The 26,678-nt window shown below is 41.3% G+C and carries 25 protein-coding genes and 3 pseudogenes; 14 read left to right on the top strand and 14 right to left on the bottom strand.

All coding sequences use genetic code 11. From position 1 onward, the window contains the following. Window position 1: 1 nt before the first annotated feature. From H6G41_RS24040 to H6G41_RS24030, 3 genes are all read right to left on the bottom strand, one after another. The gene (locus H6G41_RS24040; RefSeq protein WP_190749389.1) at window positions 2-2,725 is read right to left on the bottom strand and encodes a hypothetical protein; all 2,724 of its coding nucleotides are present in this window, start codon (window positions 2,723-2,725) and stop codon (window positions 2-4) included. 297 nt (window positions 2,726-3,022) lie between these two features. Beyond that, window positions 3,023-3,379, bottom strand: a complete 357-nt coding sequence (locus tag H6G41_RS24035) for a hypothetical protein (RefSeq protein ID WP_190749332.1) — start codon at window positions 3,377-3,379, stop codon at window positions 3,023-3,025. 8 nt (window positions 3,380-3,387) lie between these two features. After that, window positions 3,388-3,948, bottom strand: coding sequence for a hypothetical protein (locus H6G41_RS24030; RefSeq protein ID WP_190749330.1), 561 nt, complete (start codon window positions 3,946-3,948; stop codon window positions 3,388-3,390). A gap of 321 nt (window positions 3,949-4,269) precedes the next feature. Between H6G41_RS24030 and H6G41_RS24025 the strand changes: the two are divergent. The 3 genes and pseudogenes from H6G41_RS24025 to H6G41_RS24015 all read left to right on the top strand — a co-directional run. Then, a pseudogene (locus H6G41_RS24025) lies at window positions 4,270-5,256 on the top strand (RNA-guided endonuclease InsQ/TnpB family protein); the annotation flags it as partial. Between the two features lie 189 nt (window positions 5,257-5,445). Then, complete coding sequence (locus H6G41_RS24020; RefSeq protein ID WP_190749387.1) at window positions 5,446-6,219, top strand: ParA family protein; 774 nt, start codon at window positions 5,446-5,448, stop codon at window positions 6,217-6,219. Beyond that, entirely contained in the window at window positions 6,216-7,178 is a 963-nt protein-coding gene (locus H6G41_RS24015; RefSeq protein WP_190749328.1) for a ParB/RepB/Spo0J family partition protein, read from the top strand. The genes H6G41_RS24020 and H6G41_RS24015 overlap by 4 nt, the downstream gene beginning before the upstream one ends. Before the next feature lie 22 nt (window positions 7,179-7,200). Here H6G41_RS24015 and H6G41_RS35350 read toward each other — a convergent pair whose 3' ends face one another. Both H6G41_RS35350 and H6G41_RS35345 read right to left on the bottom strand, forming a co-directional pair. Next, the gene (locus tag H6G41_RS35350) at window positions 7,201-8,133 is read right to left on the bottom strand and encodes a hypothetical protein (protein WP_242038031.1); all 933 of its coding nucleotides are present in this window, start codon (window positions 8,131-8,133) and stop codon (window positions 7,201-7,203) included. Continuing rightward, a complete protein-coding gene (locus H6G41_RS35345) occupies window positions 8,090-8,665 on the bottom strand; it encodes a DUF4277 domain-containing protein (RefSeq protein WP_242038030.1) in 576 nt (191 codons plus the stop codon). The genes H6G41_RS35350 and H6G41_RS35345 overlap by 44 nt, the downstream gene beginning before the upstream one ends. 331 nt (window positions 8,666-8,996) lie before the next feature. Between H6G41_RS35345 and H6G41_RS24005 the strand changes: the two genes are divergently transcribed. Beyond that, window positions 8,997-9,938, top strand: a complete 942-nt coding sequence (locus tag H6G41_RS24005; RefSeq protein WP_096648952.1) for a ParM/StbA family protein — start codon at window positions 8,997-8,999, stop codon at window positions 9,936-9,938. 111 nt (window positions 9,939-10,049) lie between these two features. Continuing rightward, on the top strand, window positions 10,050-10,355 hold the full coding sequence (locus H6G41_RS24000; protein ID WP_096648954.1) for a hypothetical protein: 306 nt from the start codon (window positions 10,050-10,052) through the stop codon (window positions 10,353-10,355). 366 nt (window positions 10,356-10,721) lie between these two features. On the opposite strand, the gene H6G41_RS23995 is transcribed toward H6G41_RS24000, so the two are convergent. Next, on the bottom strand, window positions 10,722-10,877 hold the full coding sequence (locus H6G41_RS23995) for a hypothetical protein (RefSeq protein WP_190749327.1): 156 nt from the start codon (window positions 10,875-10,877) through the stop codon (window positions 10,722-10,724). Window positions 10,878-10,963: 86 nt separating this feature from the next. Here H6G41_RS23995 and H6G41_RS23990 point away from each other — a divergent pair, with 86 nt between their 5' ends. Continuing rightward, window positions 10,964-12,343, top strand: a complete 1,380-nt coding sequence (locus H6G41_RS23990; protein ID WP_308796371.1) for a transposase — start codon at window positions 10,964-10,966, stop codon at window positions 12,341-12,343. A 29-nt stretch (window positions 12,344-12,372) separates the two neighbouring features. Here the strand turns inward: H6G41_RS23990 and H6G41_RS23985 are convergent, their stop codons facing one another. Beyond that, window positions 12,373-12,747, bottom strand: a complete 375-nt coding sequence (locus H6G41_RS23985; RefSeq protein WP_190749323.1) for an XRE family transcriptional regulator — start codon at window positions 12,745-12,747, stop codon at window positions 12,373-12,375. A gap of 410 nt (window positions 12,748-13,157) precedes the next feature. Here H6G41_RS23985 and H6G41_RS35340 point away from each other — a divergent pair, with 410 nt between their 5' ends. Together H6G41_RS35340 and dnaB are read left to right on the top strand one after the other, a co-directional pair. Further along, window positions 13,158-14,099, top strand: coding sequence for a hypothetical protein (locus H6G41_RS35340; RefSeq protein WP_242038028.1), 942 nt, complete (start codon window positions 13,158-13,160; stop codon window positions 14,097-14,099). A 388-nt stretch (window positions 14,100-14,487) separates the two neighbouring features. Beyond that, window positions 14,488-15,858: a replicative DNA helicase gene (gene dnaB / locus H6G41_RS23970; RefSeq protein WP_190749321.1), complete on the top strand. Its 1,371-nt coding sequence runs from the start codon at window positions 14,488-14,490 to the stop codon at window positions 15,856-15,858. Window positions 15,859-16,024: 166 nt separating this feature from the next. On the opposite strand, the pseudogene H6G41_RS35335 reads toward dnaB, so the two are convergent. Both H6G41_RS35335 and H6G41_RS23965 read right to left on the bottom strand, forming a co-directional pair. Next, window positions 16,025-16,209 (bottom strand): annotated as a pseudogene (locus tag H6G41_RS35335) (ISAzo13 family transposase); the annotation flags it as partial. A 362-nt stretch (window positions 16,210-16,571) separates the two neighbouring features. Beyond that, window positions 16,572-16,877 carry a hypothetical protein gene (locus H6G41_RS23965; protein ID WP_190749319.1) on the bottom strand — a complete coding sequence of 102 codons (306 nt, stop codon included), beginning with the start codon at window positions 16,875-16,877 and terminating at the stop codon, window positions 16,572-16,574. Window positions 16,878-17,043: 166 nt separating this feature from the next. Here H6G41_RS23965 and H6G41_RS23960 point away from each other — a divergent pair, with 166 nt between their 5' ends. Beyond that, window positions 17,044-17,250: a ribbon-helix-helix domain-containing protein gene (locus tag H6G41_RS23960; protein ID WP_190749317.1), complete on the top strand. Its 207-nt coding sequence runs from the start codon at window positions 17,044-17,046 to the stop codon at window positions 17,248-17,250. 487 nt (window positions 17,251-17,737) lie between these two features. Here H6G41_RS23960 and H6G41_RS23955 read toward each other — a convergent pair whose 3' ends face one another. Further along, the gene (locus tag H6G41_RS23955) at window positions 17,738-19,723 is read right to left on the bottom strand and encodes a serine hydrolase (protein ID WP_190749315.1); all 1,986 of its coding nucleotides are present in this window, start codon (window positions 19,721-19,723) and stop codon (window positions 17,738-17,740) included. 1,213 nt (window positions 19,724-20,936) lie between these two features. Here H6G41_RS23955 and H6G41_RS23945 point away from each other — a divergent pair. Further along, on the top strand, window positions 20,937-21,557 hold the full coding sequence (locus tag H6G41_RS23945; protein WP_190749313.1) for a prepilin-type N-terminal cleavage/methylation domain-containing protein: 621 nt from the start codon (window positions 20,937-20,939) through the stop codon (window positions 21,555-21,557). A gap of 161 nt (window positions 21,558-21,718) precedes the next feature. Here the strand turns inward: H6G41_RS23945 and arfB are convergent, their stop codons facing one another. Then, a complete protein-coding gene (gene arfB / locus H6G41_RS23940; RefSeq protein WP_190749311.1) occupies window positions 21,719-22,132 on the bottom strand; it encodes an alternative ribosome rescue aminoacyl-tRNA hydrolase ArfB in 414 nt (137 codons plus the stop codon). 158 nt (window positions 22,133-22,290) lie between these two features. Between arfB and H6G41_RS23935 the strand changes: the two genes are divergently transcribed. Next, window positions 22,291-23,331 carry a hypothetical protein gene (locus tag H6G41_RS23935; protein WP_096648750.1) on the top strand — a complete coding sequence of 347 codons (1,041 nt, stop codon included), beginning with the start codon at window positions 22,291-22,293 and terminating at the stop codon, window positions 23,329-23,331. Window positions 23,332-23,473: 142 nt separating this feature from the next. On the opposite strand, the gene H6G41_RS23930 is transcribed toward H6G41_RS23935, so the two are convergent. Then, the gene (locus H6G41_RS23930; RefSeq protein WP_190749385.1) at window positions 23,474-23,731 is read right to left on the bottom strand and encodes a site-specific integrase; all 258 of its coding nucleotides are present in this window, start codon (window positions 23,729-23,731) and stop codon (window positions 23,474-23,476) included. A gap of 168 nt (window positions 23,732-23,899) precedes the next feature. Beyond that, window positions 23,900-24,454: a hypothetical protein gene (locus H6G41_RS23925; protein ID WP_190749309.1), complete on the bottom strand. Its 555-nt coding sequence runs from the start codon at window positions 24,452-24,454 to the stop codon at window positions 23,900-23,902. Between the two features lie 57 nt (window positions 24,455-24,511). Here H6G41_RS23925 and H6G41_RS23920 point away from each other — a divergent pair, with 57 nt between their 5' ends. The 3 genes from H6G41_RS23920 to H6G41_RS23910 all read left to right on the top strand — a co-directional run bounded on the left by H6G41_RS23920 (window position 24,512) and on the right by H6G41_RS23910 (window position 26,338). Then, a complete protein-coding gene (locus tag H6G41_RS23920) occupies window positions 24,512-24,709 on the top strand; it encodes a tyrosine-type recombinase/integrase (RefSeq protein ID WP_190749383.1) in 198 nt (65 codons plus the stop codon). 297 nt (window positions 24,710-25,006) lie between these two features. Further along, window positions 25,007-25,555 carry a PEP-CTERM sorting domain-containing protein gene (locus H6G41_RS23915; RefSeq protein WP_190749307.1) on the top strand — a complete coding sequence of 183 codons (549 nt, stop codon included), beginning with the start codon at window positions 25,007-25,009 and terminating at the stop codon, window positions 25,553-25,555. A 303-nt stretch (window positions 25,556-25,858) separates the two neighbouring features. Next, window positions 25,859-26,338 (top strand): SRPBCC family protein, encoded by a 480-nt coding sequence (locus H6G41_RS23910; protein ID WP_190749305.1) that lies wholly within the window; start codon window positions 25,859-25,861, stop codon window positions 26,336-26,338. A gap of 17 nt (window positions 26,339-26,355) precedes the next feature. Here H6G41_RS23910 and H6G41_RS23905 read toward each other — a convergent pair. Then, window positions 26,356-26,678 (bottom strand): annotated as a pseudogene (locus H6G41_RS23905) (hypothetical protein); the annotation flags it as partial.

Below are 26,678 nucleotides of genomic sequence, written 5' to 3'. Positions count from 1 at the left end.
TTTACTTCGTCTCAACCAAATGTTTGGATAACTCTGTCAAAGCCACAAATTTATCGGAATGCTGAGATAAAGCAGCAGTTCTTTGCTCTTGTTCTTCAGGATTGTTTGCCACTGCTGCCAACAAATTAAAAGCGGGATAGTAGCGACAAAAAGTAAAAATCCCGTTATCGTCTAGCAGCCACTGGGAATAAACTCCTTCCTTTTTTGGGAAAAAACTTTCTGTAGCGTTGCGAGAAATGATTTCTGGGGGATATTTCAAAATGTTCGCAAAGCTATCAACAGCAGTAGGTTGGATACGTCCAATCAGTCGAGTGGTTAGATTTTGGAAAATCTTCGCACCTGTTGGAGATTGGGCAATGGTATCAGGGTCTTGAGCAGATAAAATTACTCGGATTCCGGCTTTTGCTCCATTGGCACACAGTCTACCCACCAGTGCGGCAATCGAATCGTATTCAAACAGGATAGGACTTTCATCAATAAAAAACACGCTGGCTGGGGCTGCTAAGGCTCGACGCAGGGCTGCACTGTAAGCACTTAAACTTAAAATTGCTGCATCGTCGTCATTGGATAAGTTACGCAGTGCAAAGATTAATAGCTGTGCATCACTGCGGAAGGTGGAAGGTTGAGCCAGAGCTTGTCCAACTCTACTAGAAAGCCAGAATCGCAATCTTAACTTTATGGTTTCTAGGGCTGCTTTGATATCGCCCCCTGAAGAATCTAGCTGTAAACGCTCATGAGAACAAAAACTTAAGAAATCTTGCAAGGTGGGCATTACCAACCATTCTTGTGAACCAAAACCATTAATGTAGGCTGCGGCATAGCGATCGCGGATTAATTCATCGTTAAAAAAAGCTTTCAGGGCCAAAGCAATGATGGAACGTATCGCGTCCGTAAGTGTTTGCGAGGCATTGGTTACACCCCTACGAGTCCCCACAACCATTGCCAGTATTGCCGTCGCTAGGAATTCTTTGTAATCCTCAAATCGTTCTTGCTGCAACTTAGGTGGGAGAGAGCCTAAATTCGGCAATTCAAATAAATTACTTGATTCTTTACCGATATCAAAGTAAGCTCCATCGTCACCCATAAATTGGGTGTAGTCCGTAAAAGTACTGCTGCCATCAGGCTTAGGATAATCCATTGCTACCACCGGCATTCCATGCGCTAAAGCTTGGGTGAGGATGCCCGATGCCAAGACGCTTTTACCTGCACGGGTAGTAGCGAATAGCCCCAAGTTCTTGTGCTGGGTGTACAAATTGAGAAATACTGGCGTTCCTCCTTCTTCGGCAATTAGTTCCAAGCCCCTATCGTCTCTAGCTTGAGTTCGTACTAATGGCATAAACCCAGGTACTTCACCGCTTAAGTAAACTAGCCGTCGATTAAAGGGAACAGTCATTAAACGCTCCCAAGTTATCGGAAGAGTCTGCAACCACATCCGCCAAGGATATTCAGTTTCGCGGACTACCCAGGCTGGACGCAAAAAACAAGATTGCAAATACCGGCAAGCTTCATCTAATTTTTCACGGGATGAGCGGTAAACTAAAAACACGATCCCAGTATGAATGGGAACAGCACCTTCATAAAGTTCTTCCTGAGCAGCAATTGACTTTTTGATATTGACTAAAGATTTGACATCAACGGAATTTTTTTCATGTGCCAAAACTGCGCTTGTATTCGCCTGTTTAGTTAGGCGCTGCATATTGGTTTTGACTAAAGTCTCGTTAGCCCGCATCAATTGGCAGTAAATTTCGGTGTCATACACCCGTTCTCTGGATAAAATTTCCCAAAGATAGCGCATCTGGTGTTCCTTATCTGTCCAACCGCCAGGTTTATCAACAAAGGTTAGCGCTCCAATATATTTGTCTAGTAGATGCACCCAACGGCGATCTGCAATAGGAATCGATGATTCGGACTCCATTAACATGGAAGTAGGCGCAACTTCTGAGTAAATTTCTTCGCGCAGTCCCTCCTCATCTAAAATCAAAAGTTGGGGAATTGGTCGTGGTGGAGTCGAGTTGAAACGTTGCCAGAGAATTGTCCAAAGTTCTTCAGCATCGTAAGGGCGAACATTTAACCCCATTTTGTTGGACAGCAATTGTTCCCAAAGTTGAAAGCCATCAGTAAACGATGCGTGCAGCAGACGTTCAATGCGAAGAAACTGTAACTCGTTAATTTCGCCAGTGAAAGATTTCCATGAACGCTCTAGTTTTGAGAGCAGTTGTTCTATGACATCGCTGGTGCCAGTGGTATCTGGTTCTACTGTATAGGTACAGTACAAGCGCAGGGTTTTGGGTTTACGGATGCCGAGTTTCGTCAGTTCTTGAGTACGACAGCGTTCTCCCATCAGGAGATATTGTAATTCTTTGTTGGGTGAGCGATCGCTCAAATTCTTGAGTTGTTGTTGCCTGAAACTATCATCAGTAAACGAACTCAAATGTATTGTCAGTCGTTCACCCTCTGGTAAATCTTTCAAGCCCGATTCAATAGCGTCGAAAACTGGATCAATTTGTTCAGTACGCAACGTTGAGTGAATCCCAGCACACTCAAACCCAAAGTGAATCATAAAGTTGTTAGTACCTTTACGCAGTACGTAAGCACCAACAGAACGTCCTTGAAGGTTAATCTGCAACATTGTAACTAGTGCAAAAGCATCTTCCAGAGGTGTTAAACGAACTTTGCGTTCCCCATTATCAACAATGCGCTTACCAACTTTCGACTTCACCGAAATCTCACCTCCTAAGTCAACCCTTTTGGGAAAGTTAACTAATATCCCATCCTGACCGAATTTTAGATTTTAGATTTTAAATTTTGGATTGTTGGCGTAGCCTCTGTGTCAGGAGAACATTCAAAATTTAAAATTTCAACAGGTCTCAAGCTCCCGAATTAATTCGTGGAATAAATCCATGCATCGAAAATTTTTAATTAAAGCTACTGCGGTGGAAGGGTTCCCGCGCTTGTTGCAAGTGACGTGCATGGGTTTAATCTAAAATCTAAAATCCAAAATCTAAAATCCAAAATTGATTGACTATTTTCTAAATTTCAAATTTGTTGGCAGTTTTTCTGTTTTCTGACCTTTTTTAGCATTGGACTGCAAAATTGGTTGATACAGCACACGTACTCGCGTCCAATTAGGAATAGCTAAAAACTTTGATAAAATTCTCCAAGCTCCGTTAGCAGTCAGCACCCACCAAGTCGAAATTCCCCAAGTTGCTAGAGTTAGAGTCCAAATCCAGTTAAGTCGCAAAAAGCCATGAAATAAATAATAGGAAACCCCAGAAATCACTACCCAAGGAATTAATTGATCAGATGGAAATGGCCCAATGTTAGGCTGCTTACCAATGGTGGTATTAACAGTGCGTGTTTTGGATTTACTATCAACCATTTTCGACCTCAACCAGTTGTACCACCACTGCCAATAATTAAGTTCGCCAAGATATCACCCATAGTCACTGCAATTAGAATAATCATTGGTGTTCTGGCTAAATTTTGCCAATCTTCGTCTTGACGAGCGGATTGTATGACTTTTACTAAAGAAATTCCCAAGTAAATCAAAAATAAACCACGCAGCACGTTAAAGACTAAAGGAATAGCTTGACCAGCACCTGTAAAGTTTGATGTCATCCAAGTTTGTGCATTTTGGAAGAACTGTGCTTTTGCGGGAGTTGATAGTGCATCTAACAATGAAAAAGTTCCTAGCATTGTCAATGCAGGTGTAGTGAATTTATAGCGTCGATTTAGCTTGGTACAAAAATTAAGCAGCCCATCTAACTCACGCCGCCAAATAATTACTGCTGTCCCTAATGTTGTTAAACTAAATGTTAAAAAGCTCAGGGGACTATGGTTAATAATTACATCTAAGACCATTGCCACGTTTGCAGTAATTACCAGGGGATACAGATTAGTTGAATACTTCTGTATGTGGCGTTCTGGATACAGCTTTATTGAAGACATAGAGAATCACAACCAAGTTTTCTATATCTTTAATAACTTGTATATATCCTAATAATAATCAGCCTAATGTGAGAATATTATCAATTTATTCTTTCTCAGAATTGATGATTTATTCTGGATAAATTGATTACTGAAAATTAGTTTTGAATTGTGTAACTCTACATAAAATATATAATCCTAAGTAATTATAAATATGGATGATATTCATAAAATAAAGTAAATATACATAAAATTATTTTTTAATTTATACATCAATTTTGTGTAGTCTACACAAGAAAGTGGCTCTATCAATAGGTAGAGAACACATTTAACCTTTCTAGTGCGTTTGTCAACTTCTTTGAAGGTCGTACTAAATTCCCTAACTTTAAATCTAAACATGGTAAACAATCGATTCAATATCCTCAGAATGTGAAACTGATGCCAGAAAACTCTGTAATTAAGTTTCCTGGTAATTTAGGGATAATGAAAACCGTGTTCCATAAGAAACTACCCGATGCGAAATTCACGACTGTAACAATATCGAGAAATGCAGATGGTAAATATTACGCTTCTATTCTTTTCAACCAAAATGACAATCCTGTAGTTGCGATTAGAGAAGCTATAGGAGTTGATTTAGGATTAAAGAATTTTGCCATAACTTCGGAAGGTTCAAAATACGATCTACCTAAGAAGCAATTAGCCAAACTAGAAAAAAATAGAAAGCGTAAACAGAAAAAATTAGCTAAAAAGACAGATAAAGCTTCAAACAAACGTTGTAAAGCAAAGCGTTTAGTTGCAAAAGTTTCTAGCAAAATAGCTAGAGTCCGTGAAGATTTTCTACACAAGCTATCTCACAAAATAGCATACGAAAACCAAGTTATTTGTGTAGAAGATTTAGCAGTGAAGAATATGGTTAAAAATCCCAACCTTACCAAATCGATATCAGATCAAGGTTGGGGTATGTTTCAAACCATGCTCAAATACAAAGCTGAGAAATTTGGACACACTTATCAAGAAATAGGAAGGTTCTTCCCATCTTCTCAGCTTTGTAGCGAGACTCTACTACCAATCCCAATGTTGCAGAAAGGGTATGATTCTTTGGGTGTAAGGTTTGTAGATTGTCCACACTGCCAAAAACAGCATGATAGAGATATTAATGCTGCAATAAATATTAGAAATGAAGGGTTGCGACTTTTGGAGTTAGGAACTAGCTCTTCTGCCCTTGGAGGGGATGTAAGACCAAAATCTTCGGGACGTAAAAAATCTACGAAGGTTGAGGCAATCCCCAATGAATTGGGAAGCCTACACTGTACCGCAAGGTCAGTGTAGGTAGTTCACGCTAGTACTGTAAGATTGATTGACTTCAACTATTTAGAAAAATTTGTTTATTGTGCTTACTTAGCTGCTGCATCACAGAAAAAGAATGCGATCGCACTCGCTACAGATTGTGTAAAATCACCCCCTCCGATAAAATTTGGCGTATTAAGGACAGATCTAAAAAATCTTTTATCAAAAATTGTGAACAAAACCTGCATTATTACGCTGTTTAACCAAAGTGGTGGTGTTGCTAAAACCACACTTACTCAAAATTTAGGCTATCATCTGGCACTTAAAAAACGTCGTGTCTTGTTGGTAGACATGGACCCACAAGCTAGCCTGACTACTTTCATGGGGCTTGAACCCGACGAATTAGAGCAAAGTATCCAACAAACAATTGTTGACAACAAGTCATTACCTATTTATCCTGAACTGATTCACGGTATGGCGCTTGTCCCTGCTGATATTAACCTAGCGGTTAGTGAAATGCAGTTAGCAAGTGCGATCGCCAGAGAATATCGTCTAAAAAATGCACTTGCCACAGTGCAGGATAATTACGACTTTATTCTGATCGACTGTCCCCCTTCTTTAGGGTTACTCAGTGTTATTAGTTTGACTGCTGCTACTCACATTCTTGTTCCGATACAATGCCAGTTTAAATCATTCAAAGGAACAGAACTTTTACTTAGTACGGTAGCCCAAGTACGCAGTCATACAAACCCCAGTTTACAATTTGCGGGGTTTGTTCCCACAATGTTTGATGGTCGCACTGCCCAAGAGTCTCGGACTGTGAAAGCTGTGCAAGAACAACTATCAGATATTGGTACTGTATACCCACCCATTCCAAAATCTATTGCTTTTGCCGATGCGTCCGAGCGTAGAGTACCTTTAGCATTGTTTGATAAAAATCATTCTGCTGTCAGCGTACTCAAAAAAATTGCCAACAGTTTAGATAAACTCGAAGTAAAACAGTGAATAAAAAGCGTAACGAACCCTACGCCGCCATCAAAAAACCCGTTGAACTGCTGTTCGGTAGCAGTGCAGATACCACGCAGCCTGATAATCAAGCCAATGCTAGTTCCACTATTGACATTACTAAAATCAAGCTGCCTTCCTCGCAACCCCGGCGCTATTTCGATCCCCAAAAGCTTGAAGAACTATCACGCTCGATCAAAGAATTAGGTATTCTCGAACCTCTGTTAGTACGTCCACTGCCTGGGGGACATTATGAATTGGTCGCAGGGGAACGACGCTACAGAGCGGCAACAATGGCAGGATTAATCGAAGTACCTATTGTTGCCAGGGAAATGGACGATGCGACTACATATCAAGTACGCCTCGTTGAAAACCTACAACGTGAAGACCTCAACCCCCTAGAAGAAACTGAAGGTATCCTCGAACTGTTGGCGTTGCGGTTAGAAATCAGCGTTGACGAAACCGTCAAACTGTTGCAAAAAATGGACAATGAAGCTAAAGGTAAAATTACCCGTAACGTTACGGGTAACTCTCAAACTCTGCTTGTTGAAGAGGTATTTATAGCTTTAGGACGCATGAAGTGGGATTCTTTTGTTCGCAACCGCCTTCCACTGCTTAGTCTGCCGTCTGATGTGCTGTCAGTTTTGCGTTCGGGGAAACTTGAGTACACTAAAGCACGAGCGATCGCACGAGTTAAAAATGAAAAAACCAGAGATGAACTGCTAAACATAGCAATTGAACATAATCTATCCCTGAGCGAAATCAAACAGAAAATCCAAGTTATTGAGCAGCAGTCTGAATCGCGCTCATCTTCTCAAACAGAGACGACAGACCTCAAAGAGCGTGTTGATGATACCCTGCGACGATTCAAAAAAGCTAAATTGTGGGATGACCCCAAGAAAAAAACACAAGTAGAAAAACTGCTGGCACAACTCGAAGCATTAATGCAGCAAGAGTAATGCTTCGCGAATAATTAATTTTCTATAGAATCCATTGTAAATAAATCGGAGTTAAAGAGAGAGGGAAGCCTTTAAGTCGAGCAAATCCTCGTTCTGTTAAGTACTCATCTCGATAAGCACGAACTGCTTGCTTCAAAGTCAGTTGAGACTCAGGTTTATTAGTGACATATACACGCCACCCTAACAGTTGAACTTGTTGTCGAAGCGCATCTTCATCAATTCTAAAATCCAGGTGAAACGAAACTTCTTCTACTATTTGAGGTTGACGTTCTAAATATCGCCTTTTAGCTTTTTGAACTCGTTGGGTTTGAATATCAATTTTAAATAAACCATTAGTTCGATAACGTTTAAGAATAGCTGCTACAGATGATTCCCATTCATCAGGTGAGGTGAGTTTTTTCTTGCCACGCCGAGGTATTTTGAGTTGTTCGAGAGCATCAGAGCTTTTCTGTATACGTTCGCGTAGATAATTTTCTTCTGTCTGTGCAATGGCAAATGAACGTACTACTAATTGTCGCTCTTCCCAAGATATTTCTGAGCCAGTCGCGTGCGGGGGTTCCCCCCGTTGAGCGAACTGGCGTTGTCCGTCAATCTCTACCTTTTGGAGAAATTTTAGTTCAAATCCTTCCCTGCGGGACGCTCCGCGAACAGCAATATCTCTAGTTTTTCCGTCTGCATAATCGTAATTGATAATAGTCAACTCTTGTTTTATATCCCAAACTGGTTGAAGATATTCTATTAATTTTTCTCTTGGCGATTGCTTGGCATTTAAAGGACATAGATAAAAATCACCACCCAACACAATATGGGTTCTCGTCCCAATTGATGCCATTTTACAGTCACCAATATATAGTAATTCTGACTGTTTTATTGTTGAACGTACTCTTTCTATGGCTGGAATATATAACGGGTCATCGGCTTTTTCCCCTGACAAGATTTCCGTTGCAATTGGCATCCCTAATGGGTCTAATGTCGATAACATCCTCCTTGACTTGTGCCAAGTCCGGACGATGATCTTTGCTATGTCCCCATTGAAATAGTCCTTCGGGATTTACCCCACAGTGGCTCGATGCGGTTGTACTATCCAAACGTACCCGTTCTGGTTTGAGATCGTAGACACACAGCAAATTACTCCCTAGTTCTGACTCAAATACAGACCAGTTTTCATCACAATTAAGGTAGCGTAATACCGCTTCTAGCCGATCATCCGTCAAGTCTAATTCCTGTAAGGAATCGCCCATCAGTGTTTTTAAAGTTTCCAAACGCTTGGAAGCCCAGCCTTGGACGTGATTTAAACGATGATCTGCTTGCGATAATATGTGTGTTAACCAAATTACCGCTACGCTCCCCAAACTCTCACCTTGCCAATTTCCATGTGTCGGAAAGTGCTTATCGATTAACTTGCCTATCCCCATCTTCTGTATTTGTGTCAGAAGTACGGGTATATCATCGACTCTTTCGTTTGTAATTATGGGTTCAGTTGCCATAATTCTGAACCTATACCGATTTACTCATTTTTGGAAATATGTCTTTCGGTATACTTCTTTTCCTAACTCCTCAAAAAATGAGCGAACCGGGAGTAATCAACAAGTTTAAATAAGTTTAGGTAAGTATTTCAGAGCAGAATAGCAGTTAAGTAGAGCTGCAAAACTTCTCCTAAAAAGTTTCACAATTTTTTATGGGGTATAAATGGGTGCTATATATACCCCATAAATACTTGGGAATTTTCTTTCTCAATTTAACCCCTATTTAGGGTATATATAGGTGATGCTTAGGGTATTTTTGACTCATTAATACTTTATACCCCACTTGACCCCTATGACCAACATTCATGCCTTACAAAAAATTTTTCCCTCCGGCTTTGATAACGGTTACGGTAGCATCAAACTTTTAGTCGATGGCTTTGATGTTGTTCGCGTCCCCAGTTATATCTCTTCTGTTGAGATGGAAGATGTTCCCGGAAGAGTAGTTTTCAATGGTACTGCCTACACAGTAGGAGAATCTGCTTTTCGTACAGGTTATCATTTCGACCGCAATACAGATAACAACGAGAACAAAGTCAATAATGCACTAATTACATTATTGGGTGCCTTGGCACATTTACCACATCGTAAAGCTTGGCATTTAAAGTTAGTTGTTAGTTTACATGATGTCGCTTTGGCAGAAGACTTGAAACAAGTACTCAACGGTGAATACCAACCAATACTTGCTGGCAAAGTTTCAGAGGTAAAGATTGAAGTACTCAAAGTCGTCCCAGAGGGAATGGGTGCATTGTTTGGGCAACAACTTCCCCCAAAATTAACTGTTTTAGACTTTGGCAACGGTACTACTCTGTATTCCCGTTACAGCCAAGGTAAGCGTGAAGTTCACACTCCTTATCCCACGGGTGTAGAAGTCCTCATAGAGGATATCTCCCAAAAGATGAAACATCTTAATGGCGGGAAAATCGGTGACCCATCAAAAATTAGATTTTGTCTAGAAATGGGACATACCAAGTATAGCCGTGACATTGATATCAAAGATGTTTATAGCGCTTGTTTAAAAGACTGGTATGAAAAATACTTGAAGAAAGTTGTGAATCTCACACTTGATGCCAAACACACTGGAGATGAAATTTGGGCGATTGGTGGAGGTTGCTTGTTGCCTGGATTTAAGAAGCTCTTAGAGAAGAACGGGTTCAAAATTCTGGATAATCCCGTAGAAGCTAATGCTTGTGGACTTCTAGAAATGGCTAAAGCGATTGTGAAAAAAAATTCGTGAACCCATATCAGATTGGCTCAATGCCTCGTTGAAAATTATAGATTGGTGAACTCTCGTACTCTGAAATCCAAACCCTAAAAGAAAGCTCATCACATTTGAGAAATAATCACAATGGCAGATAAACAAAATTTAACACCAGAAAAAATCCGGATTAAAGATAGCTATCGTGAACGTATCTTTGCTGAGTCACAACAACTAGATAAAAGTTATCTGGAAACGCTTTACTTTATTATTGACTGCTATTTTGCCTTTAAAAAGGGTGCATTCCCAATACAACAAGCAGTTTCACATACACCTGTTGTTAATCCTATTACCATAAACCAAAATCAACTTGAGGAGCAGACTACAAATCCATCTGCACTCGAAGAACAAAAGGATTTAAACGGTGAAACGTTCACCCTTGATTTTGATTTGTAACTATAATCACCAGCAATACATACTCATTGCATGGCTACTTCATGGGCTAAAAGTCAACTCTTTTGCTTAATTCGCTTGTTAACAAACAGATGAGGCTTTTAGCAAAATTAAAGGAGAATGAAATCTTACTTGAATAGTAACCTTACCAGTGTTTCATCAGTTAGGTTTTTCTGCAACTGATCGGCGATCGCAATGCTCAATATTTTCTTAAATTAACCTGATTCAGTAGCCTTTTATCAACCAATTCTTCGGCTATTTATTTAAACTTACAGAAAGACAGGCTGAAAGCCCTTGAGTATGTGTATCGAAGCGTGGCAAAGATACACATACGTGCTTCAGACAAGGGATGAAAGCCGTTTAAGCCCTTTAGGGCTGAGTGCTGTTAGATTTTTTTGGTTCTGGAAGCGTATCAATCAAATCTTCAATGATTTGAGTCATGGTTTTATCTTTTTCAACAGCTAATAAGCGTAACTTATTAATGCGGCGTTCGCTTAAAAGAATATGCAAACCTTTTTTAGCCATGATATGTATTTAATTTGTACATATTAATGGTACTTTACTTGGAGATGAAACAAACAAGGAGGTGATACAACTTGCTAACAAACTATGTGTATAAGCTACGTCCTAACATTACACAATCATCAACAATGAGTAATTGGGTGGATATGTTACGTTCGCACTACAACTGGTGTTTGAATGACAGATTAACCCAATATGCCCAACAATTTATCCAGGGTGACTATTGTAATATTAGAACCAAGGCTCTTGCTTGTCCTATAACTTGTTTTGTTAGCAAAAATGGTGCAACGGGAGAACCTTGGAAGAATTCAGGAGATAAAAATCCTAGACGTAGTGCGGGAATGATTCAAGATGCGGCATTACCTACATTAAAAAAGGCTAGACCTTGGTATGCTGATATTGATTCAACAGTGTTGCAGCAAAATGTAAAACGCTTGGATGTTGCCTACAAAAATTTCTTTGATGGACGTGGATTTCCTAAATTTAAAAACCGTTCTAACTTCACATCTTTTACATACGTAATTGGTGTGAAAGTCCAAGGGAATAAAATCTACCTCCCCAAGCTTGGTTGGATGAGATTCTTTAACTCTCGACCAATACCTGATGGTTTTAAAATTAAAGCTGCCACAATCCGTAAACGTCAAGATGGGTGGTATGTATCGCTAAGAATTGAGGATAGAGCAGTACCAGATTATATTGTTAAACCTTTCACTGAAGTTAACAATATAATCGGGTGCGATTTAGGTATCACCAAGTTAGTGCATCTATCTGATGGCTACCAGATTGAAAATCCTAAATTTGCTACCAATAAGAAAACTAAAGTCACTTTAAAAATCAGACAACGTAGAGTTAATCGGAAAGCTAAAGGGAGTAAAAATCGTAAAAAAGCAGCTACAAATGTAGGTAAGTTTCACAAAAAGATTGCAGATAAACGCGACTGCTATCAATGGTATGTAGCTAACAAAATTGTTTCTAGAAACGTTGATGCTATTGCCATTGAAGACTTAAATGTTTCAGCAATGAAGAGACGTTGTAAGCCGAAAGTAGATGAAGAGAGTGGTAGATTTTTAAAGAATGGACAATCAAGAAAGAAAGGTTTAAATCGTTCAATCTTTGATGCTAGCTGGGGTGAATTGGTATTGAAAATCGATTATCTTGCTGCAAAGCATGGAAAGGTTGTACTTAAGGTAAGCCCAAAATACACCAGCCAAAAATGTCAAAACTGTGGTCATGTTGATGCGTCTAATCGTGATGGCGAAAAGTTCATTTGTACTCAGTGTGGACATTTTGACCACGCTGACATTAATGCAGCTAAAAACATCAGAGATAGAGCTTATTCTATAGTACGGGTGGACTGCCCGGAACTTAAACGCCCAAAACAATGCAAGGAGTTATCAGCACGCCCTCGCGGCAATCGTGTTGAGCCTGGGAACCCTAGTAATAGGGATATTAAGTCAGTAATGTCTTAAGAATCCCCGCACCTTTAGGTCGGGGAGTGTCAAAAAGCTTTAAGTAACTGCACTGAGTCTGTAGCCTCACGGCTATTATTCACAAAAATGTCAGCAATTAGTCGTAAAACTTCAGCTTGTTCTTCAGGAGGTGCTTCAGCAATCAGCGATCGCAGGCTAACTCCTGGCCTTTGACCAAATAACTCAGATAAATACCATACCCTGGCTTCTACCGGAACAGCCAAAAGTAGCGCTATTAGTTTTGATGCTCCTAAATCCGCCTTCCCGCGACGAAAGCGGGATAACATCACTTCTGAAACTTTTGCCTGTTCAGCCGTTGTCTTCCCTTCAATTTGGAAGCGATTCATCATCTCATCGAATAACTGCTGATAACGTTGAGTTTTCTCTGATACAAAACTTTGCATTGCTTTGTTAATTATACTTAGGTTTAACGGTTATACTATGTGTTGTCCGATGAAACAACAACGATGATGTCTAACTTAATCTTACCAAACTCTTGCTAGAAGTGCTTTTCACTAGACATATCTTTAATCTTCTAACCACTAGCATAACCATCAAATTAATGCCTTGTCACGATTAAACATAAAAATTTGTTGACTGAGCATAAATGATAGACATCTAAAAAATCAGCCTCGATCCCGTTGGGAAAGAGGTGAAATTTTGTCTTGTTATTTTGTCTTATTGTCCTGTTATTTTGTCTGAGCAGAACTATGACACAGCCAAATTCAAAAAATCAAGGACGTTTTTACCCACTTCAGCATGAAGAGTGGCTGAAAGCCTACCGTGAACTCACACCAGCACAAAGGGACTAGCTATGTCAAACCAAACTCAACTTACGGTAGTCCCTGATTGCCCAATGCTTGGTATCGAATTAGATGGTTTCTACCAAACTCCTAACTCAATGGCAATTAAAGCTATTCGCGGCAAGTTAACTGCTGCTGACTGGTCACTATGGGCTTATCTACAAATGATTGAGCCTTTCGGCGATCGCATGGTAGAACTACCAAGAATTCCAGAAATTGCAGAAGCAATCGGTGTCAGTGAAAGACAGGTTAAACGTTCTCTGGCAAAACTTGAAGATTTAGAACTTTACCGATGGGAACCTGTAGTAATTCGTGGACAGAATTTAGCAGGTAAGCAAGCCAAAGAACTACGCCAAAAGAAAAAAGCAAATCAATCTGAAAGTAAAACTAAATTTTCTCACGAGAGAAAAATGACAGAATTGTCCGGAGTTGGACAGAATTGTCCGGAGTTGGACAGTCCAGAATCAGATAGTAAAACTAAATTTTCTCACGAGAGAAAAATGACAGAATTGTCCGGAGTTGGACAAAATTGTCCGGAGTTGGACAAAATTGTCCAAACTAAGACAGAATTGTCCGGAGTTGGACAGAATTGTCCAAATCAAGAGCTAGAACCCTTGTACAGTAATGGTTCTAGATCCCCTCAGATCTCTCAGACTTATACAGAATTTATTCAGACTCTCTCAGAAGATGAGCGAGCGAATTTTTTGAACTTTTGTGAAGAAAAAACCAAGAATCTTAGTCAGCCAGTCAACGACATTGAAGCTTGGTTGGCTCACCAGAATAAAGCTGGACAAAATCGCTGGGAGGTTTACTACAAGAAATTTCTGGCTTGGCAACAAGCACAATCCAAAAAATCTCAAAATCGTCGCAGTAGCCAAATGATGAAAAAGTTTCAAGAAGAAATTGAGCAACAACGTCAGCAAGCTATGGAAACTTATAAGGAGAAATTATGATTGCTGCGAGTGTTCTTGAAATTAGAAAAGCCAGTTTAGGTTGGATAATGCCAAACCCAGAAGCAATCGGTAGAGTGAGCTTGAACCCCCTTAAAAAAGCTTTTTCCTATGAAAGGGAACAGGGAACGGGCAACGGGCAACAGGGAAATCAAAGCCACCCACAAGGGGGAGCCAGTCTCCGTAGCGACCGTGACTTGAGAGAACTGGCGTTGGGGTTTCAACCTACCTTGCGATACAAGGATTCCTTCGCCCACAAGGGGCGAGGCTTTAAACCTTGCTTCAGGGCTAATTTCCCCTCTGTTCCCTATTCCCTGTTAAGAGTTCCCGCCCCGTTGGCGCAGCCTCTCGTAGAGAAGGGTCTGTGTGAATTGAAAATCTCAAGTTGCTTATGACTGAAGAACTAAGTTTTCAAGGGACAGCTGACCGCCTGCCACCCCAAAACATCGAGGCAGAAGAGGCCATTTTGGGCGGAATTATGCTAGACCCAGAAGCAATAAGCAGGATTTGCGATCGCTTAATTCCAGAAGCTTTTTACATCAGCGCCCATAAAGATATTTATCAAGCTGCGCTGCGGCTGTTGAGCCAATCTTTACCCACAGATTTACTCTCAGTCACCAGTTGGCTAGCTGACCACAATTTACTTGACCGGATTGGCGGGAAAAATAAATTAGCCACCCTTGTAGACCGCACAGTGTCAGCAGTTAACATCGATGCCTTAGCTGTTTTGGTGATGGACAAGTATCTGCGACGGCAGTTGATTAAAGCGGGTAATGAAATTGTGCATCTGGGTTATGAGACCGAAAAGGAGTTACCAATTGTCCTAGATCAGGCAGAGCAAAAGGTTTTTCAACTATCTAATCAAACTATTACAAACAATACTGAACACAACAGCACGATTAATATTGCTGCTTACGAAGAATTAGATTCAGATAATCCCATCTACCCCACAGGACTTCATGAGCTTGATAATTTAATGCTGGGATTTGAAGATGGTACACTCACCATAGTTGGGGGTAGGCCATCAATGGGGAAATCTTTCATCGCGCTGTTCCTGGCGTTCCAGATGATACTGCTCCACGACTTACCTGTAGCTATCTTCTCTCTGGAGATGACAAAAAAGCAATTGGAGTACAGACTGTGGAGTTTAATTAGTGTTACCAATGCCTACAAGCATTTAGACTTGATCCCACTGAAGAGCGATCGCATCCGCAGACATCGTTCAGGTAATCAACCTTTAGAAGGCTGGGAATTCACCAGTATTGCCAAAATTGTTGGTATCGCCTCAGAATTACCGCTTTATATGAATGACTCAAGAGGCATTACTGTTTCTGGAATTGCTTCCGAATGTCGTCAGATAAAAGCCAAAGAAGGAAAGCTGGGATTAGTTGTAGTTGATTACCTGCAAATGATGGCAGAAGACTCAGGGGGTAATCGCAGTTATGAACTAGGAGATGTCGCCAGGGGACTTTACAAAATGGCTGGTGATTTAAATGTTCCTGTGTTGGCACTTTCTCAAATCTCCAGAGGAGTAGAGGGTAGGCAGAATAAGCGTCCTATGATGAGTGACCTCAGCCAGTCGGGAATTTTAGAGATGGTTGCCGATAATATCATCTTGGCTTACCGGGATGAGTACTATAACCCAGACACAGAAGACCAAGGAATTTTAGAACTGATCGTGGCTAAATCTCGCCACGCCGATACAGGCACAGCAACAGTGTTTTTTGACAAGTCATATGGAATTATCCGGAATTTGGGGTGATGAGAGGAATGGCACTAAGAAAAGCTGTAAAGCTTACCAATTAAGCAGTTTGTAATTAGTCATAAAGAATTTATACACCTATCATTTCGCGACAGGGTAAACTGTAAAATTGTCATGATTTAATATGACTTAAAGTTTGATAATTGCTTTTACCTAAATCAAATAATTAAGTTTTTCTACAACAGATATCAATAAACCAATTACCTATATTCGGATAAAGTTCATGGGTAGAATTAGTTAAACGTTGGATTTGTCTTTCAATATGAGACATAGCTTTTTTTTAAGCTTCACCCCAGTTTCATAGGTTTCATGCACTAGCTTAACCACCGGATGTTTCCCCTTCCATGTCACACAAACCAGCGCCGCGACCGCTTTGGCTTCAGACACCATCAATGGAATCAAGGGGATTTGAACGAATGGCACTAAGAAAACGTGAAACCTAGTCAGGGCAGGGTTTAGGGGGTAGGGTGTCGGGTATAGGGAAAAATCAAGAAAATTAAAAACAAGTGCGAACATTAATAAACTTCTTTGCTACGCAACGCTGCGCGAACGCCACTACACCCCACACCCTACACCCCACACCCAAAAGCCTTATGAATATTGGATTTGCCGATATCTTAGTGCCATTCGTTCATGGTGAAATACTTTGAAAATTGTATGGTCAAGTAAGAGGTACGCCTAAAGCGCACCTCAATGTGATGGGAAAATATTCGTTACGCAGCGTCAGCTACTAGCAACCCACTCAGGACAACGATGATGAGTTGTGCTTGTTCTGGAGTTTCGCACCGGGGGCGCTGTTCAACATTGCACGGCTGGGCTACCCATAACCCATCAACAGCACGGTAGAAAGTGCCCAGCAGCTTCATACCAGACCAAACTCGGTAAAGAGTACCGAAATCAGCATCATCCACAGAGTCAATTTCAAACTCTGGTGCTACATCCTGGGCTTGCTCGTTGATGTACTGCTCCAACTCAAACTGAGCCTGGGCTTGAGCATCCCAAGTATCTTTCTGTGTCATTATTAAATAAACCTTTTACTACAGGTCTACAAAGGGCGATCGCAACTTCTTGGCCGGAGAGCGATCGCCTTTGTTATGCACTTAATTATAGTGTGTAGGTGTGTATATATGTAGTTACGTAGTCTAATAGATTTGTAAAGTGTTGAGGTGTTGATATGTGTATATAATGCCAAGACCAAAACGAGCGCAAAAAGATAAATACGGCGAGACGAAGCAGCGATATCAGATTATGTTGACTGAAACTGCTTCGGCTGAACTTGACAAGGTATCTGAGGAATTGGGGATAACTAGAAGTGAGTTAATTGAAAAAGCAATTCGGCAGGGGTTGCTTAGTCAAGTCAAATTAGAACCATCTGAAATAACTGATGGCTAAAACCACAGTTCACCTCGTCGTTGGCATTGAGGAATTTACCTTGTTGGTGTTTTATACCGAAGCCCATTGCTGGCAGTTTCGCTTGATTAGTCCTGCTGGTGCGAATGGCACTAAGATATCGGCAAATCCAATATTCATAAGGCTTTTGGGTGTGGGGTCTAGGGTGTGGGGTGTAGTGGCGTTCGCGCAGCGTTGCGTAGCAAAGAAGTTTATTAATGTTCGCACTTGTTTTTAATTTTCTTGATTTTTCCCTATACCCGACACCCTACCCCCTAAACCCTGCCCTGACTAGGTTTCACGTTTTCTTAGTGCCATTCCCTGCTGGTGCGGTGAGGAGTGAACGCAAGATTTATTACACGACTGAATCTGCAAAGAGAGCAGGGCGTGAGTGGATAGGTAATCGGGGTTGAGCCGAGATAGGCGAGCGCTTGTTTGATAACGCACCTACAAACGAGCGATCGCTACTTTTATGAGGCGATGGAATGGGCTAATAGGTGGCGATTAACTTCAAGCGCCAACCCTGACTCCACAGTTGGTCATATTTCTGGCGATAGTCTTGATACGACCAGCTGTAAATCTGAATTTCTCCTTCGCTACTTGGCTTCCACACTGCTGTATAGAGAACTTGCCCATTCACAACGAAGTTATTGAGAATGTGCAAGCGCCAACCCTGATTCCACAGTTCGTCATATTTTTTGCGATAGTCTTCATATGACCAGCCGTAAACTTGGACTTCACCAGAGGTACTGGGTCGCCACACTGCTGTATAGAGAACTTGTCCATTCACAACGAAGTTAGTGAGAATATGCAAGCGCCAACCCTGATTCCAGAGTTCGTCATATTTTTTGCGATAGTCTTCATACGACCAGCCGTAAACTTGGATTTCACCAGAGGTACTGGGTCGCCACACTGCTGTATAACGAACTTGTCCATTTACAACAAAGTTATTGAGGATGTGCAAGCGCCAACCCTGATTCCACAGCTCGTCATACTTCTGGCGATAGTCAGCGTATGACCATTCATAAACCTGGACTTCACCAGAGGTACTGGGTCGCCACACTGCTGTATAACGAACTTGATTATTGACCACGCGGTTTTCAAGTATATGTAGCCGCCAGCCCTGATTCCACAGTTCATCATACTTCTGGCGATAGTCAGCGTATGACCAATCGTGTATCCGAATTTCATCAACTCCACCTGGTTGCCAAGCTGCCGTCACCATCATGCTGGGGTTATTGATTGGCAGCTCATTCAGCATGGGAGGAAACAGGTTGTGGGTCGGCCATTGATTTGCTGGGATGCTGTCTAGAAGTTTGTGCCAAAGAGTGGGATGATTGCCGATTCCGTAGGTTGTACCCTTAAAGGTGAAGTTCTGCACTGCTGTTGTCGTATTCCAAAGCACGACAATGCCAGTGTTATCCGAGCGCGCTGCTGCGTACGACCATGTACCAGGTAACATGCCACCATGATCGTAGACTTTAATCCCTGAAGACAGACTATACTTATTCCATCCCAACATGTCATCAGCACTAACCTTGGGCATTGGTGCCTGCTTCATTGTGAAAGCGGCAAGGACGCGCGCATAATCCGGTGCAGACATAATCCAACCGCCGAATGAGTCGAAGTTGGCATTATTTTCCCCGCCATACTGGATCGGAACGTTACGGCGATCGCTGTGCATCATACTAGGGCGATTTTCAGGCGGAATCACTTGATATGTAACTTCACCAGGAGCGCGATCGCTTGCCTCTGGCAACGAAAGGCGAGGGTGATTAATTCCAAGTGGCTTTAAGAGTCGCTGCTTTACCGCTTCAATATATGTTTGTCCGGTCATTTGCTCGATGACCCGGCCTAGGAGGCTATAGCCGAAATTACTATAGTGAGTTTCACTACCAGGGTAGAACTGCATCTGTTGCGCCACTCCCCAAGCTGCAAGCTGATAAGAGGAAATTGGGAGACTAACCCCTAAAGCAGCGGCAACATCAGGATCGCGATAGAAGGTAGGTTCGCCCGCTACATCGCGATTCCAGCCTCCCTGATGAGACAAAAGGTGGCGGACAGTAATGGCATTAAAATAATTTCCATCAAGCCGTGGATCAGATGGCTTTGGATCGTTAGCGGGTAATGGTGCATTAGGCACTTTTGACTGCAACAGTGGCAGCACAAGCGATTCTATTTTGCTGTCTAAACTGATTTTGTTGGGATCGTTGAATTTTTCGATCAGTTGATAGATTGTCAGACTGGTAAGTGGTTTGGTGCAACTAGCGATGCGAAATAGATGCGTAGGCTGTATTTGTATGCTATTTGGTTCGTCGTAGGTGTAACCGCGAGCGTAGACAAGGCGACCATCTTTTATTAGAGCTAACGATCCGCCTCGTACATTTGCTTGGGTCATAAATGCCTGCATTGCTTCATCAAATTCAGCAAAGGCGGCAACATCGGGCCCCGAAGGCTTGAACCATTGAGGTGACATAATATTTTTCCGTTTCTTACAATTAATGTGGGATGGATATTGCCAAATTAGATTGAGTATCAAAGATTTGGCACATTCTGAAATTGAATTTTGCTTGGCGATTGCCACTCTCTGTGAGTAAATTCGTTCAAGGGCGATCGCTCAACAAAGGTGGTTTCCTCTCATCCAGTAGCCTGGGCGAATTCCTTGCAACTACCGACCGCATTTATGCAAATTTGTAAATAAGTTATATTTCTTTACTTAATGCCAGGGATCACTATGCCAAAAAAGATTTCCTAAGCTTAGGAATCTGCGGCTGCCGCGACCGGGCAAGAATGGTGAACCACATTGGCTGCTACAATCCTTGCCTTACATGACTTTTAAGCAAGTCATATATGCGATTGCTTAATTCTTGCTTACTTTGACATTGAGCGAATGGCACTAAGATAACGCCAAACCCATTACCTATAAGGCTTTTGGGTGTGGGGTGTCGGGTGTCGGGTGTCGGGTGTAGTGTTCGCGTAGCGTGCCGTAGGCAAGAAGGAAAATATTTATGTTCGTACTCGATATTTCGTTTTCTTAATTTCCCCCTACACCCAACACCCTGCCCCCAACACCCTACCCAGACGAGCTTTCAGCTTTTCTTAGTGCCATTCGACATTGAGCCTTGAGCCTGCGTTCAATGGCGATCGCCCCTATTCTCATGAGGCCCTTAGGGACTTCCAAGTAAAAAAATATTCCATTACTACCATTACTATTGTTCACTGTTGACAGTTGACTGTTAACAGTGAATTGTCAACCGTCAACGACTTGAACGGAATAATTTATTTTTTGGAGTTCCCTTATTAACGATGTTGATACGTTTGATCGCGAGAAGGTGTTTATCGAGCGACATTTAATAGAACTTAAGCAGCGATTTCCCAACCTGCGGGTGGTGCTTGAGCATATCACCACCTCCGATGCGGTGCAGTATGTCCTGTCTGCCAACACCATCGCGGCAACAATTACGCCACAACATTTGTTGTTTAACCGTAATGCCCTATTCAAAGGCGGCCTTCGCCCCCATTTTTATTGCCTGCCCATTTTGAAACGGGAGGAGCATCGTCAGGCTTTGTTGCAAGCGGCAACATCGCTTAATCCGAATACGCGAGCGATCGCACTCTCTAGCTTAGGGGGTGTATCTACGCACCCTAAAGTTGGGAACACTGTTTATAGTTGCTTCCCCTTGTGACAAATGAAATTACTCTTATTCTCTCAACCCAAACCAAAAGAGCTAAAACAGCAAGCCCAGTATGGTTTTACCCTACTAGAAGTCTTAGTAGTGGTGTTGATAGTAGGGATTTTATCAGCAATTATTGCTCCTAATTGGCTTGCTTTTTTGAATCGACAACGCCTAAATAAAGCTAGTGATAACATTGTGGCAGCTTTACAGGAAGCACAGCGACAAGCAAAGAGAAATAAACGTAATTATAGTGTCAGTTTTAGAACTAACAATAGCCTATCAGAAATTGCCATTTATTCTGGTACTACACCAAGTAACTGGCAAACTTTCGGCAAAGATGTTGGTATTAAGCAAGGACAAGTAATAATTGGTACAAATCTCAACGGCGCTAATACGTTAGCATCCCCTAATACTGTAGTATTTAACAATTTAACTACAGCAAAAACCATTACTTTTGACTACATGGGTGCTTTAGCCGCAAAAACAGATGGTAGTGCTGCTGATACAGGTTTAAAAGTTGTTGTAGCATTACCAAGACCAGGTAGTTTGACAACAGCCGGTAATTTGAAGCGATGCGTTATTTTTGAAACCTTGATTGGGGGAATGCGAACAGCTAAAGATACCCAATGCTAAATAAAGATTAGTAGCGAACTCCTCAATTGCCTACTTTTCTAAGAGAACCACAGACAAGCGATCTCCTCCTCTCATGGTTGCGATCGCTCCTTCGCACTTTCGATGAGAACTACCCCGGCAAGTAAAGACCTGAAGAATCGCGCTTGCTTGGCGATCGCATTTTAATCAATGACCTGCCTTCTAGCGGATTTAATCTGTCCGCGCTTAGTTTTACTATCTAGGCGTTTTTTTTGAGAACTGCGCGTTGGCTTAGTAGATTTACGTTTTTTCTTCAATACAATTGCGCTTTTAATAAGTTCTTTGAGTCTTTCTAAAGCCTCCTCTCGGTTCTGCTCCTGGCTGCGGTGTTCTTGGGCTTTGATGACAATTACTCCCTCTTGGGTAATGCGTCGGTCGTTTAGCTTCAAAAGCTGCTCTTTATAAAAAGCGGGTAATGATGAAGCTCCAATGTCAAAGCGTAAGTGGATAGCGGTAGCAACCTTGTTAACATTTTGACCGCCTGCTCCTTGTGAGCGAATCGCGCTAATTTCGAGTTCGCTATCTGGAATGAGAATTTTGTGAGAAATTTGCAGCATATCTTATATATAGCGTAGCGCGATCGCTTATTTAAAACCTTGGCAGCACTGTACCCGTCCCTGCGTCTTTTTTCGTGCGGACATAAGCCTTTGTTGTATCCGATAAATTATCCCTCCTTATGTGGTATAAAAGGTGACTATAAAGACATAAGGAATTTATGAATTATTTGAGAACAGATATTATTTCGATTTTTGATTTAGATTTTGTAGGAGATTCAATTTCTTCATCAACTATGCACAAGCTGGAGAAAATGAATGAAAAAACAGAGATTGAAACTATTTATAAATCAAGCTACCGATGGATATTTTATCAAGGTTTATTTCGAGATTTTCAGAGATTTTACTTTAAGATACCAATATCAACCTCTACAGGTAAAGATTGTTCTATTCTTGTAAATCAAGAATATGGTATTGGAATTGTTTCAATATGGCAAACATTTAGAAATGTTAATAATCCAATAGAATCTAAACAGAAAGTTTGGAATTTTGATGGTACTAGGTGTTCAGAAATTGATTCTGTATTTAAATTATTTTCTGATTTAGATATTGAAGGAATAGAACGCCATTATCCTTTTGCTTCTATCCAAATAAACTCAGATAATATTTCGCAATTCTGTTCTGAAAATGCAGCAATGCTTGGAAGATTATTTACAGGTGGTTATGAGCATGAAGAGGAGGAAAGGCTCGAAAAATACATAAAACATAATAATATTAGTAGCCGCCACTATGAGAGACTTTTTATTCGTTGGACAGATGCACTAGCTGTTTATAGTAATTATATTAAAGATAATGAATATGAGTTATCTTTATTTCGTGCAGCCCAAATTTTTGAAACCTGTATTCTTTTACGCAGAGTGTTTAAAAATATTTCTGCAAAAAGTGAGAAAATTTCTTCTTCTTTATCAGTAATAAACCCTAATCCTTGGGCTGTCAATAAACTGCAAAGCTCTTTTTCTAGGCTAGAGAGAAACTTTGTAATAGCTCCTCCCATTAGCTCGGTAGAAGCTGAAGGACTTCTAAAAGCTGCTTATAAAAATTTTGGTATTTTTGAAATGATAGAATCTACTAGAAAAGAATGTGAGTTTATGGAAAGACGCTTTCAATGGGTAAAAACTCAATTTATTGTTAGTCTTGCTATACTTACATATTTCTTAGATAAAATCTGGGATATTGTTAAAGAGTTATTGATAAAGAAATAGGTAAATTTCTGTAGATTACCTGACAGACAACCATTTTAAATGTGCGAACCTACATAAACGAACCAACACAATTTTTAACGTATAATCATGCTTGTGCATCCACACTGCAATAGAAGATGCGATCACACCTGCGGAATGTGGGTTAAAACCTTGGCAGCACTGTACCCGTCCCAGCATCCTTTTTGGGACGAACATATCCCTTGGTAGTATCAGACTTTCTATGCCCCAACTGGTCTTGCACCTCAAAAATTGATTTACTATCCACCGCCCTGGTTGCATGAGAGTGCCTTAGCCAGTGACAAGAAAATTCTATTTTGGCCACTTCAGATATATCCTGAATCAACCGTTTAATTGCGCGATCGCTCAATGGCAACCCGCGCTTTTTCGGGTCAGGTGACATGGTAGCGCAAAACGCCACTTGTTTCGTGATGTTGCCGCAGCAGAGCGTGTGCTGATTCCACACCCCATCCCCCCAAAGTCAACGCTAGAAGAACTACCAAAGCGCAACGCCTAAAATATTGCCAACATTTTTGCTTCATATATTAGTAGATATATCCGATTAAAAGGATTATTTCACTGGATGGTAGCGTTCAGTTTTAGCGTTCCATTCCCATCCCGTACTCATGGGGTCGCGGTTACGTGACCAGCTGATAAATTCTTTGGTGCTTAATTTTTTTCTTTCCGCAATCAAGCTTTGGGGGCTAACAGCTAGTCTTTGAGCTAAACTTTCATTATTCCTGGGTTGCAGTTCAACTTGGGGTTGTTGGTGCGAGTACACTTGTCTTTGAGGTCGAGTGTTGTTATATCTACCAGAAGCAACCGCCCGTTCGATTTGCTCCAGCTTCTTGGTGATGGCTTCTAGTTTTGTATCCACCGAGGAGCCACTTGCAGCAAGACGAGATTCCAGGTTCTCTAGCTTCTGTTCTAGCTGCTTAACTGATTTACTGCCTGCTGTTATATCGATATCAATTTTGCTATCAAATTGCGATACTAATTCCTCTAAGGCTTGCAGCAAGGCAATTGTATGACCTTGACGATGTAGTTTAGATAGTTGGCGTACTACTGGAATTAAAGCATTAGGCACGCGAATCATTTCGCTTGGTGGAGTCTTGTGGTCAGCCATGATATCAATTTTGATAGCAATGAACTGATTGTAAAGTGAAAGCGATCGCTCAGTTGCATTTTCTTAAGGGCAGGACTGACAGAAAAAGTTAGCTGTCACTGGCTCAGGCATAGTCACGCTACGCACAACGCTGTTAGGCGAACGCCTGTACCGTTGATTCAGCAAACATTAGGTCATGCAGATATTGCTACAACATCAGGTTATATTCATATCCGACCAGGCGACAGCAGCGCTTTGCACCTGCCGCAGGTTTAACATCACCGCCTAAGAGTGATCACTAGTAGGATTAGGGGTGAAAGTAGCGAGTCTGACACGAGCCGCCACGCAAAGCCTGTAAGTCTTGCTAGGAAAGGCTTACAAAAATAAAATTGCTCTTTTTCCCAAAAAACAGAGAAAAAGCTTGTTTTGGCTGTATCAATTGAAGTCTAGCTTTAGAGATATTGACAAAATCTCTTAGTCTTATACTCTGATTTTTAGGACAGATTATGTCATAAATTAAAAATATTCTTGAGATCTCATTTACCTACAAAATCTAGGAGAAAAAGGATAAATATGCAATTCGCTAAACTTCTTCCAGTATTAGCAGCAACTTTCACTTCATTAGTACCTATTAATGAATCAGCATCTGCTGTAATTATTAAGGGTAGCTTTACTGATCCTTTAATTCCTAGCCTTTATCCCGGATCTACATTAACAGGAAATTTTTCCTTTGATTCTGCATCTATAGATCCTCAAGGCTTAGTTTCTTTTAACAATATTAGTTTCAATGCCTTAAGGACTTTAATTAATGTATCTGGCTTTAATGGCACGGGTTGGTCTTTCTCTTCATTCTATCCATTCGTATTCAATACAAAGATTAATTTGTTTGAGGGAGTGTACGAACTCAACCGTAGCTGCTTACCTGGTGAAGGGTGTCCACCAGGTACACTGGGTCAATCGATCTCTAACCCAAACGCTGTGTTTTGGGATACAGCACCAGAACAAGTTGTCACTATCCAATCAGTTCCTGAACCACTGACTATCTTCGGCTCCCTAACTGTATTTGGATTCGGTATTTACCTCAAAAAAAATATTAAGACTAAAAAAGTTCGCTCTGCCTAAGTTTCAGCCAAGCACGCTAGTTTCCATACAATTGCTAGAAAAAAGCCAATCTCCGCTATCTCAGGCGAGCCGCAGCTAGCATCAACCGAGCAAGGAACGCGGTCAGGGGGAAATTGCTTGCCGCCGTTAGGCATCGCTTAAAGGCAGTAGTTTCAAGCGAGGAAACTTGAGCGATCGCCTAGAAACTACATTTCCCAACAGGATTTACTCAAGTTGAGATTCGTTATTATACTCATCAAGAGATAGGCTGTACTATCAGCTAAAATAATCGCGATCGCTACTTGTAAGGCTCATCTAGGAAGTATGGCAGACTACCGCTTTTTGACTATTTGGCACTTAGATGCGCCTATTGAGAAGGTTTGGGATGCAATTATCCATTCCGAACGCTGGCCAGATTACTGGAAAGCAGTCGAAAGCGTAGTTGAGCTACAGGTAGGTGAACCCAGTGGGGTGGGGAACATTCGGCGTTTTACTTGGAAAACTCCCCTGTCTTATAAACTGGCCTTTGACACTTGCATTCAAAGAATTGATGCTCCTGTTTTAATGGAAGCAGTTGCCCACGGTGAAGTAGAAGGAATGGGTTTATGGGAACTAGAAGCAGTCGAAAATGGCACAATTGTTCGCTATACCTGGACTGTGAAAACTACCAAAGTTTGGATGAATCTACTAGCAATTTTCATTCGCCCCTTGATGGAATGGAATCACAACGTCATTATGCAGCAAGGTGGCAAAGCAATGGCTCAACTTTTAAATGCACACCTTTTAAAAAATGAATCATATTAGAAAAAACACGACACGCCCTACACGCTATCATCCATCCACCCACATTCAGGGCAATCCCAATGTACCCGTGCGGTATAATCGCGCTCAAACTCAGCACCACACCGAGGGCATTTGCCAGTAAACATTGGATGCCAATCAAGTAACTCTAATTGTTCCTCCCTTGTCCAGCGCTGTTGGGGTTGCAAAATTAGTTCGCCGTTGTAGTAGCTTGCACCTTCTGGCTGCCATTGGTCTTGCTCGAATGGCACTAAGAAAACGTGAAACCTAGTCAGGGCAGGGTTTAGGGGGTAGGGTGTCGGGTATAGGGAAAAATCAAGAAAATTAAAAACAAGTGCGAACA

Origin of the sequence: Tolypothrix sp. FACHB-123 (assembly GCF_014697075.1) — a bacterium.
In the GTDB taxonomy this organism is placed as follows: domain Bacteria; phylum Cyanobacteriota; class Cyanobacteriia; order Cyanobacteriales; family Nostocaceae; genus Aulosira.
The sequence above is the reverse complement of the archived record's forward strand: the minus strand, read 5'-3'. Positions and strand labels throughout refer to the sequence as shown.

Coding starts and splice junctions, on each gene's coding strand:
- H6G41_RS24000 (WP_096648954.1), top strand. CDS start 10,050: ATGGCAGATAAACAAAATTTAACACCAGAAAAAATCCGGATTAAAGAT.
- H6G41_RS24030 (WP_190749330.1), bottom strand. CDS start 3,948: ATGTCTTCAATAAAGCTGTATCCAGAACGCCACATACAGAAGTATTCA.
- dnaB (WP_190749321.1), top strand. CDS start 14,488: ATGACTGAAGAACTAAGTTTTCAAGGGACAGCTGACCGCCTGCCACCC.
- H6G41_RS35340 (WP_242038028.1), top strand. CDS start 13,158: ATGTCAAACCAAACTCAACTTACGGTAGTCCCTGATTGCCCAATGCTT.
- H6G41_RS23960 (WP_190749317.1), top strand. CDS start 17,044: ATGCCAAGACCAAAACGAGCGCAAAAAGATAAATACGGCGAGACGAAG.
- H6G41_RS23910 (WP_190749305.1), top strand. CDS start 25,859: ATGGCAGACTACCGCTTTTTGACTATTTGGCACTTAGATGCGCCTATT.
- H6G41_RS23935 (WP_096648750.1), top strand. CDS start 22,291: ATGAATTATTTGAGAACAGATATTATTTCGATTTTTGATTTAGATTTT.
- H6G41_RS23955 (WP_190749315.1), bottom strand. CDS start 19,723: ATGTCACCTCAATGGTTCAAGCCTTCGGGGCCCGATGTTGCCGCCTTT.
- H6G41_RS24035 (WP_190749332.1), bottom strand. CDS start 3,379: ATGGTTGATAGTAAATCCAAAACACGCACTGTTAATACCACCATTGGT.
- H6G41_RS23915 (WP_190749307.1), top strand. CDS start 25,007: ATGCAATTCGCTAAACTTCTTCCAGTATTAGCAGCAACTTTCACTTCA.
- H6G41_RS23965 (WP_190749319.1), bottom strand. CDS start 16,877: ATGACACAGAAAGATACTTGGGATGCTCAAGCCCAGGCTCAGTTTGAG.
- arfB (WP_190749311.1), bottom strand. CDS start 22,132: ATGCTGCAAATTTCTCACAAAATTCTCATTCCAGATAGCGAACTCGAA.
- H6G41_RS35350 (WP_242038031.1), bottom strand. CDS start 8,133: ATGCCAATTGCAACGGAAATCTTGTCAGGGGAAAAAGCCGATGACCCG.
- H6G41_RS35345 (WP_242038030.1), bottom strand. CDS start 8,665: ATGGCAACTGAACCCATAATTACAAACGAAAGAGTCGATGATATACCC.
- H6G41_RS23925 (WP_190749309.1), bottom strand. CDS start 24,454: ATGGCTGACCACAAGACTCCACCAAGCGAAATGATTCGCGTGCCTAAT.
- H6G41_RS23995 (WP_190749327.1), bottom strand. CDS start 10,877: ATGGCTAAAAAAGGTTTGCATATTCTTTTAAGCGAACGCCGCATTAAT.
- H6G41_RS23945 (WP_190749313.1), top strand. CDS start 20,937: ATGAAATTACTCTTATTCTCTCAACCCAAACCAAAAGAGCTAAAACAG.
- H6G41_RS23985 (WP_190749323.1), bottom strand. CDS start 12,747: ATGCAAAGTTTTGTATCAGAGAAAACTCAACGTTATCAGCAGTTATTC.
- H6G41_RS23930 (WP_190749385.1), bottom strand. CDS start 23,731: ATGTCACCTGACCCGAAAAAGCGCGGGTTGCCATTGAGCGATCGCGCA.
- H6G41_RS24005 (WP_096648952.1), top strand. CDS start 8,997: ATGACCAACATTCATGCCTTACAAAAAATTTTTCCCTCCGGCTTTGAT.